Annotated in this window: 10 protein-coding genes; 4 read left to right on the top strand and 6 right to left on the bottom strand. The window is 50.9% G+C overall.

Annotated elements, in window-relative coordinates; genetic code table 11:
• The first annotated feature begins 119 nt into the window (after positions 1–119).
• The 4 genes from ACTRXD_RS17805 to ACTRXD_RS17790 all read left to right on the top strand — a co-directional run bounded on the left by ACTRXD_RS17805 (position 120) and on the right by ACTRXD_RS17790 (position 6,387).
• On the top strand, positions 120–2,402 hold the full coding sequence (locus ACTRXD_RS17805) for an MlaA family lipoprotein (RefSeq protein WP_442433124.1): 2,283 nt from the start codon (positions 120–122) through the stop codon (positions 2,400–2,402).
• Positions 2,403–2,453: 51 nt separating this feature from the next.
• A complete protein-coding gene (locus tag ACTRXD_RS17800) occupies positions 2,454–3,083 on the top strand; it encodes a hypothetical protein (protein ID WP_442433123.1) in 630 nt (209 codons plus the stop codon).
• 49 nt (positions 3,084–3,132) lie between these two features.
• Positions 3,133–4,170 carry a hypothetical protein gene (locus tag ACTRXD_RS17795; RefSeq protein ID WP_442433122.1) on the top strand — a complete coding sequence of 346 codons (1,038 nt, stop codon included), beginning with the start codon at positions 3,133–3,135 and terminating at the stop codon, positions 4,168–4,170.
• A 348-nt stretch (positions 4,171–4,518) separates the two neighbouring features.
• Positions 4,519–6,387, top strand: coding sequence for a mechanosensitive ion channel family protein (locus ACTRXD_RS17790; RefSeq protein WP_442433121.1), 1,869 nt, complete (start codon positions 4,519–4,521; stop codon positions 6,385–6,387).
• 826 nt (positions 6,388–7,213) lie between these two features.
• Here ACTRXD_RS17790 and ACTRXD_RS17785 read toward each other — a convergent pair.
• The 6 genes from ACTRXD_RS17785 to ACTRXD_RS17760 form a co-directional block, all read right to left on the bottom strand.
• Positions 7,214–8,227 carry a hypothetical protein gene (locus tag ACTRXD_RS17785; protein WP_442433120.1) on the bottom strand — a complete coding sequence of 338 codons (1,014 nt, stop codon included), beginning with the start codon at positions 8,225–8,227 and terminating at the stop codon, positions 7,214–7,216.
• Positions 8,228–8,525: 298 nt separating this feature from the next.
• Entirely contained in the window at positions 8,526–9,047 is a 522-nt protein-coding gene (locus tag ACTRXD_RS17780; RefSeq protein ID WP_442433119.1) for a hypothetical protein, read from the bottom strand.
• Positions 9,048–9,241: 194 nt separating this feature from the next.
• Complete coding sequence (locus tag ACTRXD_RS17775) at positions 9,242–9,877, bottom strand: PqiC family protein (RefSeq protein WP_442433118.1); 636 nt, start codon at positions 9,875–9,877, stop codon at positions 9,242–9,244.
• Between the two features lie 11 nt (positions 9,878–9,888).
• Positions 9,889–11,550 (bottom strand): PqiB family protein, encoded by a 1,662-nt coding sequence (locus tag ACTRXD_RS17770; RefSeq protein WP_442433117.1) that lies wholly within the window; start codon positions 11,548–11,550, stop codon positions 9,889–9,891.
• Positions 11,547–12,182: a paraquat-inducible protein A gene (locus tag ACTRXD_RS17765; protein WP_442433116.1), complete on the bottom strand. Its 636-nt coding sequence runs from the start codon at positions 12,180–12,182 to the stop codon at positions 11,547–11,549. Before ACTRXD_RS17765 ends, ACTRXD_RS17770 begins: the two co-directional genes overlap by 4 nt.
• Positions 12,179–12,790: a paraquat-inducible protein A gene (locus ACTRXD_RS17760; RefSeq protein WP_442433115.1), complete on the bottom strand. Its 612-nt coding sequence runs from the start codon at positions 12,788–12,790 to the stop codon at positions 12,179–12,181. The genes ACTRXD_RS17765 and ACTRXD_RS17760 overlap by 4 nt, the downstream gene beginning before the upstream one ends.
• Positions 12,791–13,158: the final 368 nt, after the last annotated feature.

Genomic DNA, 13,158 nt, shown 5'->3' with positions numbered 1-13,158 from the left:
TAAAATCCAACCATTTTTTTGCGTGAGCTTTCTTTATCTAGCCTTAATCGATGTCTGCTGGCATGTTTCATGTCTCGGTGATGGTCTTTCGAGAACACGCGAAGGTGAAAAGAATGAGGATGAACTCAAATGTCCTGCTGTCTGTCTTGCTGACAGTAGCCTGTTGGAGTTCTCCTCTTAGTATTGGTCAGGCCCAGGAGCAAGAGACCCCCTATAATTATCCTGATGTGAGTCCGTATGCCGCGACGGTTGTTGGAACTCCGCCGGCGCTGAAAGCGGACCTTCCCAAGCAGATCCCGGTTGAAGATCGTGAATTGTCCGTCTTTCCGGATCGTGCACTCCCCGACATTCTCTGGTATGGGGAGAATATGCGTTATTCATTGGTGTCCCAAGAAAAAGCAGCGCCATTGATATTTGTCATCGCCGGAACCGGTGCAGGGTATAATTCTGAAAAAATGATGGTTCTGCAGCGAGCCTTTTTCCAAGCCGGCTTCCATGTTCTCTCCTTATCCTCGCCCACCCATCCCGACTTTATCGTCTCGGCCTCCCGTAGCGGAATCCCCGGTCACCTCCTGGAGGATTCACAAGACTTGTATCGAGTCATGCGATTGGCCTGGCTGGACATTCAACACGAAATTGAGGTTACAGAGTTTTATCTCACGGGATACAGTTTGGGCGCAGCCCAGGCCGCATTTGTGTCTCAGCTTGACGGAGAACAGGGCGATTTCCATTTCACAAAAGTTCTGCTGATCAACCCGCCGGTGAGCTTATACACCTCGACCTCCATCCTTGATGATATGTTGGCTAACAATATTCCCGGCGGCACGGATAAATTTCCGGACTTTTTCGACCGGGTGTTTCATGCCTTTTCGGAAGAATACCGGCATGGAGAATTCGTGAATTTTAGCGGTGACTTTTTATATTCAGCCTATAAAAACCGGCAACTTTCTGATGAGGTCCTGGCTGCCCTCATTGGCACCTCGTTTCGCCTCTCATCCTCTAATATGATTTTCACTGCTGACGTCTTGACCAATTCGGGTTATATCAAACCGAAAAATCTGGTCTTGTCCGCGACCGACTCGGTGACGGACTATTTTAAAGTGTCCAATCGTGTGACATTTTTGGATTATTTTCGTGAAATGTTTTACCCGTTTTTTCAAGCCAGATATCCCGGTATGACGGAACAGGGGCTCATCGCAAACCTCAGCTTGCACACTCTGGAGGAATACCTCAGGCACACCCCGAAAATCGGACTTTTGCATAATGCGGATGACATTATCCTCGCAGACGGCGAGTTGGATTATCTCAAGGAGGTATTTGGGCCGCGGGCCAAAATTTATCCCCGCGGGGGACATTGCGGCAATCTGGACCACCGGAACACCCTGAGTTATATCGTAGATTTCTTTCGGAACCCGCTTCCCGCCAACATGGTCCAGCCTCCTGTAAAGATGTTCCCGTCACCCACACCAATTCCTGTTAGCTACCGAACTCATCAGGCGACGGGCCCGGAAGAACTTCCTGCCACTCGTTTTCTACGGCCAATAACGTACCGACCCTCTCTCGACTTCCAATCTCAACTCGATCAACAAATCCAGGAATTGGAGCGCAAGCTTCAAGCATCTCAGGCGTATCTCCAGGCCGCACAAGCCCGGGCGATAGCCTCAGAAAACAATCCTGACTCTGCTCGGGTGATCAGTAGCCGCACCACTCCGGACGCCGAAGGTGGAATGATTGAACCGGCTAAACGGTCAGTAAAAGACATCGTGCATTCGGACGCCCGATATCTCGTGGATGTCTATGACCCCATCGAAGGGTTTAACCGTGGGATGTATAAATTTAACGCACAATTTGATGAATACGTGTTTTTGCCGGTAGTGGAAGGGTATGAAGCCGTCATGCCCGATTTTTTCGAGGAACGTCTCTCCGATTTTTTCTCGAACATCGCCGACATCCGTAATCTGTTCAACGCCATGCTTCAGCTCAAGGGAGAAGCCACGCTGAACACATTGGGACGCTTCCTCATCAATTGCACATTCGGGTTGGGAGGGTTTTTTGATCATGCCACTCCCTTAGGCATACCCCAACAGACAGAGGATTTCGGGCAAACGCTCGGGCATTACGGACTAAACCCCGGAGCCTATCTCGTGCTTCCCATTTTCGGACCTTCCTCAATGAGGGACACCGCCGGGCTACTGACAGACTCCGCGGCCAGATTCTTTTATCTGTACACTCCCTTACATCTCAACAATCATCTTGAACGCAGTTTTCCCTTTACCCTGACCTGGTCGGTGGATACGAGGCATCAATTGAGTTTTCGCTACTACCAAACCGGCTCTCCATTCGAATATGACCTGATTCGGTTTCTCTACACCAAAAAGCGGGAGTTGGAAATTGCGAAGTAGCCGGGCATACGTACCTTTGCAGATTCATCCTGTTCTTTGTAAGATGACGCCATGATGATTCAATTGCTGCAGAGAAACATCCTTACGAATTTTAGTCGAGCATGCCTGTTGCTGCTTCTACTGGGGTATGGAGGGGTCAATGAAAGAGCCTACGGAGATTCTGCGAACGACGGCCTCGTCGATCTCACGGGAGGAGTCATTCCATTGCTCTCCTATGATCCCGGAGGAAGTTTTTCTGGCGGAGGCGAATTGTTTTCAGGAGGAAGGCTCTCCTCTCGTGGCGATGTCCGGTATCTGGTCAGATTAAAAAATCAGACCGGCGATCCTATTGAAGCCGACTCCCTAATCCTCGTCGTGGACAAAATTCAAGAAATGGCACGGCTCCGTGATGTGACCACCAGCCTCGATATTCAAGGGACGGATGGGAATACTGCAGATGGGAAACCGTATTTTCGGGTTCCTGTTGATGGCCAGGCAGAACTCCCCCCATACGGTGAAAGTGAATCGTTCCCCATCGAAATCAAGAATCCTGACCTTCTTCGTTTATACCCTCCGGTTTTACGGGTCCGGGGAATCCGAAAGACCGCCTCTCATGCATATCAAGGTGCGCTGCAGAATCTGATTCAGGAAGGTGTCGTAACCCCCGAAGAAGCAAAAAAGTCCATGGACCAATTGCGATAGCAACAAGCAACGTCAGTGCCAGGGGAAAATTTGCAGGAATCAAAAAGAGATGAACATCGTGGTTAAACATATGCAAGCCATGAGAATAAGCCTGTTCGGTGTGACACTCTTCTTCATGGTCAGCATCGGAACTGTGCCGGCCTCAAACGGAGATAGCCTGAATGAACCCAACCCTGTAAGCGGACATTCCATTTCTCTGGACGAAATCACGCCTGCGGATGTCCTGGCCCGGGTTCAACTGCTTCGTGATACCCTGGAATTGATTCGGTTTGAAATGGGAAAACCCTTGACAACCCAATCCGAAGCCATCGTCACCAATGTTCACTCCCATGAAGCCTATTTCCAGGCCCTCACCCTCTTTCATAAAGCCGATCGGCTGGCGCTGGAACTCACCGGGAGCACAGGACTTTCCCCGGAGCCCATTTCCCTTTCCACTCTTGGACCCTTGCATATCTGGAAAATGGTGAACGCGAGCTACCTTCGTATCCTAGCCATTAAGGAAGAATTAGGCCTGAAGGAAATTGTTTCGGAGCGCCTCGAAGATTCCTCGACCAGTTTGACAGAAACCGGACGGGCCATTGTGCAAACCAACCGCCAAATCAACTTGCTGCAGGAAAGACACTTCTCACCCAGTGATGTGTCGCAACAAGTGCTTCTAGCCAGTCAGTACGCTAAAAAATTGCTGGCCAGATTTCCCCAATCAACCAGCGCTTCGGAGATTCCCCCCCTGGAGAGAGGCAAGAAGCCGGCGGAGGTGTTCCTCCGGTTGGTTGAGTGCTATGCCACTCTGGAAAAGATTGCGCACCAGTCCGGCATTCCAGTTCTCCATCTTGATCTGCCTGCCGCGCAAAAAATCGGAGCATCCCGGCAATTGGAACCAAGCGACGTCTATGATATGGCCACTCTCCTGGTTTCGGATCTGGCCTATCTTCATGCGCAAATGAAAAACCGCGACGTTCCAAAACCCATTCCCTATCCCGGACGCACGTTTCCTTCCCATGTCTTCCAACAAGCGACCGTGCTTCTTCATCAACTAGAGGCTCTGGAACAAATGGTGGGAACCGATCCAACGTGGATTTCCCGCTAAAGAATAAACCTCAATTGAAAATATTTCATCCATACTTCTTCAACAATATCCCATCTCTTGACCCAGAATGGTAATGGGGTATGCTCCGCCCCGTCCCTCGACAAGATCGAAAATATCCCAGAAGCACAGGATTTTTGAAGTGACGGGAAAGCTAAAGAGCCCGTCCCCCCTGTTGACCTTTTGCCCCTACCAAACGGATTCACCTTTCCAGTATGATCTGGTCCGGTTCCGCTTTAAGACGCAAAAAGAGAAATTGCAAAGTACTCACCCCGGAAATGACGATGTTTCAAACGAGGTCGAGGTGTTTTTCTTGCTGTGAACTCTCTTGGTCAAAGGAGGCATTCTTTTTTGAGAAACTCGCCGCAACAGGCCTATTCGTCCACATCGCGAAAGGGTTCGTGGTATTCGATTCTGATTGAAGAAAGACGGGCATTGACCAAATCCCTTTCCTCCTATTTGTTACCCTTTGGCTTACGTCGTCAGAAGTTGAGTCGAATTCCTCCCCTTTTGGCTTGCCTTATTGTGTTGTGGATCATGTTCGTAAGTCTGGGTCCTCCGTCGGCTCTGGCCCAAGGCATTCCTCTCCTGCAAGAAGAGCCACAGGCAAAGTTCGATGATGAAATGGTCCTTCCACCGATCCTGGTTCCCACCGCGCCCGTCATACTTGATGGGGAAACGCTCTTTCAGGTACGCGGCGTGTCGGCCTTACCCCCGGAGGAACGCGCCCGAAGGATTATTGAGCGCATTGATGAGTTTGGCTCCAATCTGAGTCTATCACCCCAATCCCTGCGCCTGGTTGAGGAAAAAGGGGTCACCATGATTTTCGCGGGCGATCAACCATTAGCCGGGGTGACCGATGCCGACGGTCGGCTAGAAGGCGGAGTGGAGCGTGGAATCCTGGCTCGGATCTACCTTAAACGGATCGAGGAAGCCGTGGTAGCCCACAGGGAGACACGCAAACCCATCAACATCCTCATTCACATTGCTTTCTCCTTGCTGGCCACAGCAATTCTTGCGTCTGCCTGGTGGGGAACCCGATGGGTTTTCGACAAGCTGGATGCGGTAATCGAGCGACGATACAAAGAACGGGTCAAGGATTTAACCGTTCAAAAAGTCATTATCCTTCAGTCCCATCAGATGTGGGCCGGGCTCCGTGGAAGCCTGAACGGAATCAGGACATTCCTGCTCTTTTTGCTGCTGTATGCCTATCTCAATTTTGTGTTCCGTCAGTTCCCTTGGACCGCCTATATTGGCAAGCAGTTGTTCGATATCATCCTCGACCCGATTCGGGTGATTGTGAGGGGATTTCTTTCCTCATTTCCCAGTTTGGTTTTTCTCGTTATTCTGGTCTTCTTGCTGCGCTACCTTCTGAAGTTTGGGAAATTAATTTTTGCCAATCTGGCCATCGGAAAGGTGACATGGCCGGGGTTCGATCGGGAATGGGCCTGGCCCACCTACCGGATTTTCCGGACACTGGTGATCGCCTTCGGGATTGTGGTGGGATATCCCTACATACCCGGATCCACCTCCGAGGCCTTTAAAGGGATCACGATTTTCCTGGGGGTGCTCTTGTCGCTCGGGTCCTCCTCGATTATCGGTAATATCCTGGCCGGGTATACCCTGGTTTACCGGCGGGCGTTCCAGGAAGGTGACCGTATCAAAGTCAATGAAATTCTCGGCGATGTGGTAGAAAGGAGAATTCTGACGACTCGACTTCGGTCGTTGAAAAACGAAGAAATCATCGTGCCCAACTCGGAAATTCTGAACAGCCACGTGACCAACTATAGCGCCGCCGCCAGAGAGAAAGGTCTCATTCTTCATATCACGGTGGGAATCGGATACGAGACCCCGTGGAGGCAGGTCGAGGCGATGCTGATTGAGGCCGCGGACCAGATACCCGGTTTGTTGAAGGATCCCCCGGCCTTCGTCCTGCAACTCGCCTTGGGCGATTTCTGCGTCACCTATGAACTCAACGTCTACTGCGACCGGCCGTATTACATGTTGGAACTGTATACCAGTCTCAGCCAGAATATTCTCGATGTGTTCAACGAACATGGTGTTCAAATCATGACTCCGGCCTATATTACGGATCCGGCACAACCCAAAATCGTACCGAAAGATCACTGGTACACTCCGCCCGCCAAACCACCCAAAAAGAAAGAAAAGCAGGAAGTTGAGTCGGCTCCCGACACTCCACCATCGGAAAAAAACATCTAGGAAGAACCGGAACTCCGCTCAAAATACGCTTGTTGAATGTGGCCGTCCTATTGTTCACACATATTCAATCGATGGGTAGAACGATCCTTCCCAGGTATTGTCTATACCCGTGATTGCCTAACCTCCAATAGTGTCGGTGAAGTTGTCCAAGACGGCGCTTGGTTTCGCCGGGTGCATTGACGTGACATCTTGCGAACATTCCCAGCCATGTGAAAACGCCTCCTCTCAGTCCTCCGTTTTCATTTCGCTGTGATCGATACCCGTTGGCTCCGCACAAAAACACCCATTATCTCTGTGGCTTCAGTTTTTCAGAGTCACCATGATAAATTTGGCTTGTCTCTTCACCGTGAAACCGGATTAACCTAAAAACAGCAGTTGGCCATCTCGGAACCCTTCGACTGCCGCGGACGCCGCGGCGCTCAGGCCTGCCCTGACCTTTGCCGAAGGGGCGAACGGACTCTCACCAAACGGGTGACCACTTCGCCACCCCGTTCGTGCTGGGGTTCTCGAAGCATGAACGGGCTCGCAGCCCTGTAACTGCCGTTTTTAGGATCAATCATCCCCAACGATCCGCCATCGGGCATGCCGCCACTACGTTGTTAAAAATTGCCCCGTACCCCTCAGGATCCAAGGTAGCGATATTTTCCTAAAACGGAGAAAGGTTGCAACGAGCATGAAATCTTGCGCAGACATCCACAACAAACGTTATCTGTTCGAATCAGGGAAGCCACAGAGGATTTACCAACGGTCGGATGTTCCACCTCAATTTGGTGAGTCATGCAGGAATACGTGATCCTGCCTCCGGGCGTTCACCCACACGAACAGTCTATTTGAGCCATTCGGGATGAGATTGAACCTGCGTGTGTAATACCTTCAATTGAGCCAGTAGTCCACCTACCTGTTGATACACATGGGAAGGCAAGATAGGACCACGAAGTCTGACCGGGGATGGGTGAGGAATATGGGGAAGGTGAGCATGGAGATACGCGAGTTCAGAGATGACCAGGGTTGCTAAATCGTAGACATCATTCGATTGAATATCGGGACGATCCAGGTTCTGAGGGGCCAACGTTAACATTTTAATATTGGATTCCCGGGCGATGCTTCCTAACACCATATAGCAATCAATGAGATGGTCGTAGCTATTCCATGACTTACGCCCCCGCTCAAGCGAAGGGAGAGGAGCCGGGGCAGGAGCGTTAGGAAATTCACGCAAAAGCTGTGTGGTGTATTCGATGCCCAGGCCGACCAACTCTGCGGCATCTTTTGGAGAAAACTGATGCATCAATAAAAGATTAAGTTGGGTGTTCGCCAATCCAATAATAAAAAAGACTTGATTGGGAGTCGTTTCAGCATTGGCCAATGCTTCACTGTTCGTCAGGGGAAGCCCGAGTTGCCGCTTAAGAGACAGGATTCGGTGCAGAGAGGCATCGATCTTTTTCCAGACATGATAGGGACGTATATCGACCGGATCCTCTTCTGTTCCACCGACCTCCGATTCCTCGGTGAGTTCCGCGACCAACCTGGCCACTTTTTGATTAAGGGTTTTGGCTTGAAAGAACACTTCGTGCGGAGTCGCATTTTCAACTAGGAGGCCAATTTCGCGACTTTTAGGTCTCCCCATTTCAAACCGAAGGTCATCCAGTTCTTTCCGTACCAATTGCACACGTGCGAACACATCAGCAGGGGTGATGGATTCGATTGAAAGTTCATGCCCACTCACGGGAGGAGGAGTTGTGATGGTCTTGGTCATTCCCAGACTTGTCATGGGAAAACTGATACAAACCGCAACGATCACTCCGACTTTGAGACTGTGTAATGACTGAATGGGGGAAAACATGAGTCGTCACCTTTTGTAAAAGCCCCGATCTTTCCCGTCGAGCCGGCTTAAGGGAGTCACTGGGCTGCAGTTGTCCATGTTGTTTTTCGTAAACAACCATTCTTCTTTGCACACGCTCATCTCAACATTTGCGGCACTCCCTCTCGGAACCAGTCCTGTTCGGATCACTATGCCCCAATCAATATAACAACTTCGAGAGTTCTCGCCTGGGAACAGACAAGAGGTGCGGGAGCAAACAACGTAAGAAGGCTCGGATTCAGCAAAAATGCTGATGTACACTGCCGGCAAGTATATGATTTCAACAACCCTTTTTGGAAAGCTCTCCGGGGGAACTGAATATGATGCGCCTCAAGGCTCCTTCTCCTAACCGCCGATCAAGACCTCTATAAAGGAAAAATCCCATAAAGGCCAGCCCGATGCATAGAACCTTAGCGAAAATGAGAGAAAGATCCTTATGTTCCCACACGAGCATAAAAGCCGCACCCAATCTACCACTTTCCCGAAACGCATGAAACATTTTTTCCGCAAACAAAACCAGGAAAGTGCATCCACTATACACCATGGTCCGATACAGAGCAGCCGCGCCAAGCGAATGATGAGCATCAAACCTGGTGCCGGCTCTGGTTTTACCCAACAGGACCACAATTTTTGCAACAATCAGTGCACTGATCAGTGCCTTAGAGAAAGCATTGAACTCAATGTTATAACCTTCCAACATCAATTTCGTCAGGGTAAGGATGATTCCGAAACAGAAGAAAAAATACAGGGTCACTAAACCGACTTCTTTCAGTTCATGCTTGACAGTCGAAAATTTCCCCATGAAGTGTTCTCCATGTAAGTGTGGGTCACGTTCAACAAGTTGAACCGGATTCCCCGCCATCATCTAGATTACCAACAGAAAACATCCGGATGAAAAGTCCCGTCGGAGTGTGTGTTCATGGCGGTCCATGACCACCACGGCCATGCATAAGTGTGTCTCTGCACACAGCGAAAAACTACCCTGCCTATGGCAACTTATGAAATGGAGCCAGGTAGGATTGTGGGGAGAAGCAACTTAATCGCCTCGGCAATCTCGCGACTGAGATCCTCAAGGTTCTGACTCATGGCTTCGACCACCGCTTCATAATCCTGGCTTGTCGGATGATGGGTCACATGCGTTTTCCTTGTGGTGAGGACTGTTAGTTCATCCCCACCCAAAAGGCTCCACCGTGCTGACAAGACGGCCTCCCCTCCCCTGGTACCATCGAACTGCAAGACATCCACAACAATTTGGTAATCCATGGGAGTTGTTCTCCTCCACGGATACTGTTCGATCCGATCCGTCGAAAGAATGACTGAGAGATTTTCTGCCAGGACGTGAGACACATTCTCACTCAACGGTTCGGCCCATTTATGAAATTCTGCCAGATCGACTTCATGGGCGCTCGTTTTGGTCACAATCTGCGGTCGGTCCAAATATTTGGGAAGGGTGACAGGCCCCAGTCCAAAGGTCAGGCTTGAGGTGTTCGTGTCTGATAGGCCTGAGACAGAGGATGGCGACAGGGCCCGCAACAAATAAAAATGCGAAGGTTGACTCGTCCCGCACCCGAAGACAGTTAGAAGGGTTACGCAGGCCACGATGATACGGAAACCATGTAGGATGCTGTTCATGTCCACCTCATTTACTGTTTCCCTTTGACTAATGCCTCGGGATGTTGTTCAAGATAATCAGCCAAAACCCGGATCGAGCGGGCGGCAGCAGACAGCTCCTTCAAGGCACTATTCATATTCACCGCTGCAGGTGAATTGGGATCAACGACCTGTAACGATTTCCGGACCGTTACCAGCGTCTCGTCTAAACTAGTTGCCAGAGTGTCAACTTGCCGATCAAGTCCCTCCGTGAGTCGTTCCACATTGCCCAATGCGGTATTGAGGTTGCGGACGGCATTTTGGGTCTCAGGGGAATTGACCAGACGGTTGCCGCCTTCGACGGTTTCCAGGATTTCCTTGGCAATTGTATCAAGAGGCAACCGTCGAACTTCTGCCATCACATCGGTAACCGTTCGTCGCAATTCATCCATCGCTGCGGGTATGGCCGGAATCTCCGGATATTTTCCGGACATAATCAGCTCTTTCTCCGGAAGATTCTGGTGGAAATCGAGCCCGACGAACAACTGTCCGGTCAGTAGGCTCCCGGTCACCAGTTGAGCTCTCAAACCGCGTTTCACCATATGCTTCATGATCGCGTAGTTATCCTCTACTACGTGTGCCTGCACGAGCTGTGGGGTGGTAATCCGTTCAGGCTGGATCTCGATGAGCACGGGAATTTTTATTTCAAGCGTCTTGGGGTCCAGCTTAACCGCGATATCTGAGACGATCCCGATTTTAATTCCCCGGAATTCCACAGGAGCCCCGACGCTCAAGCCTCTCACTGATCCATCGAAATTGATCACAAACGGACGCGTCATGACATACTTCTCGTCTTGAATACTGGAATAATTCTTGAAAAGTTTAAAGGCCGTGCCCGGTTGGCTGGGTTCACCCGACCCGCCTGCAGTGGCCGGAGTATCAAATGCGATTCCACCCGTGAGGAGGGAGGAGAGCGACTCCATTTTCACATCAAGACCTTCTGCCCCAAGTGATACCTCAAACCCGCTTAACTGCCAGAATCGGCTGGTATCCCGTACCCGCAGATGATGCGGGGCTTGAATGAAAATATCGATCAACACACCCTCGCCTTCCTTGTCCAAGACATAGTCAAGAACACGACCAACCTGAATATCGTGATAAAAGACCGGGGCACCAGGGGAACTCGATCCCAGATTTTCCGCCTGCAATTTGAATTGAGACCCTTTGTCTTCTCGTGTCACGCCAGGTGGTTTCTCCAGTCCCGTGAAAGTCCGAGCTGAAGGTCCCGGCCTGGGATCCATGGCGATGTAGGCTCCGGATACTAATGTCTCAAGCCCCGAAATACCCCCCAATCCCAGGCGGGGACGGACCACCCAGAACTGGGCATTTTCCGTGAGGTGGGGCTCAGCCTGCTTGCTGAGTTCTGCGGTCATAACCACATGAGAGAGATCAGGGCTGATTTGCACGGTTTTGACGGTTCCGACCTCAATGGACTTGTATTTAATTTTGGTTTTTCCGGCTTCCAACCCGGCCCCATCTTCAAAGGTGATAGTGACCGTGGGACCCTTTTCGGAGATCGTTTTGTAAGTCAGCCACCCTCCGATAAGAGCCGCAACCAGGGGAATAATCCACACAATGGAAATCCCACGTTTTTTTTGTACTGTAGCTTTGGGCAAATCCTCGAAATCGCCAGGATTGGATTCCATGTCCTTCATGATTTCTCCTCTATGTTGTCCCAGATCAATCGGGGATCAAAGCTCATGGCGGCAAACATGGTCAGAATCACGACTGCGGCGAATGAGATCGCCCCCGGCCCCGGTTCTATTGTCGCCACGGCATCAAGTTTTACCAGGGCAATCAAAATCGAAATCATAAAAATATCAATCATGGACCAGCGGCCGACCACCTCGGTCATCCGGTATAACATCGTCCGTTGTCGTGGACGCCATTGAGATTTATATTGAACAGACAGCAACAGATACGTCAGCGCCAGGAGCTTTAAAACCGGCACGGTGATGCTGGCGAAAAATACCAGCAAGGCAATCGGCATCATTCCGGCATGAATGAGTTCCTTGACCCCGCTCAAGATTGTATCCGCTTCGCCTTTCCCAAACGAAATCACCGTCATCACGGGAAGCAGGTTGGCCGGGATATACAGAATGTAGGCCGCAATCAAGAGTGCCCACGTGCGCGAAATACTATTGGGTTTCCTCAGATGCAGATGGGCCCCACATCGAGGGCAGATGGCCTCGCCCTCACTTAACAGCGGGGATATTCGACTGAGTTGATGGCAGGCATGACAACTCATAAGCCCCGACCGGGCTGCGGTGGGGTAAGAGCCGCTCATGAACTCTTCTCCATTTTTTCCCAAACCGCATGGGTGTCCAGTGCAGAGTCGGCGGCAGCCAAGGTCAGGATTAGCGCGACGAATGAGTAAATCGCCACACCGGGAACCAGATTCGCCAAATCGGACAACTTCACCACGGCAACAATCACTCCCAGCAAATACACGTCCATCATGGCCCAGGTCCGACAGTGCTCAACCATCCGAAAGACCAAAGCGGCGTGCCACGGTCGCTTGTTGAATTCCAGCGGCCCAAGAACGTACAACATGCCAAGAATTTTCAGGGCTGGGAAAATGATACTCGCACACAACACCAGAACCCCTAACGCCCACATTTCCCGTTCAAAGAACTCCCTCACCCCTGTGGATAGAAGACTCTCCTGAACACGGCCATTGAGCTCGAATGTCATAAACGGGAAAACATTCGCCAGGGTAAAGAAAATGAGGCTGGCCAGGGCCAGTACGATGGTATGTTCGAAACTATCCCGTTTTTTCGCATACAATGATGCTCCACATCGCGAGCACTTGGCCCGTTCACCATAATGTAGCGGGTGAATACGATGAAGGAGATCGCATTCATGGCAGGCGATTAAGGTATGGGGGGCGGTCATGTCATTCCCGTTCGATCTGACTGGAACCACATCATCTCCACGGTGTGTCCTTGATGGAATGTTTCACCGTGTCGCTGGTGCTTTTAACACATTCGAGTTTTTTTTTCACCAACAACGAGCCAATAAACATGCGACACCAGGCATGGATTGGACCCGTTGCGGATGAAGGAAGCCCCTGATTTGAGGGCATCGAGAGGCAAAAATTGACGATCCTCCATGAGCGAAGAAGGTTGTTAAAAAGGCCCGTCCTGTACGCAGCCGCTTAGACGCGCGGCGCATACAGAGAAGTACATGAGCACGGCCAGGGTGCGACCTGCCGGCGCGCTTTCGCGTCGAAGCGCTCCAGGGCATAGACGTGAAGCGGCTCC

The sequence above is a fragment of the Nitrospira sp. T9 genome (assembly GCF_052156535.1).
In the GTDB taxonomy this organism is placed as follows: Bacteria; Nitrospirota; Nitrospiria; order Nitrospirales; family UBA8639; genus Nitrospira_E.
The sequence above is the reverse complement of the archived record's forward strand: the minus strand, read 5'-3'. Positions and strand labels throughout refer to the sequence as shown.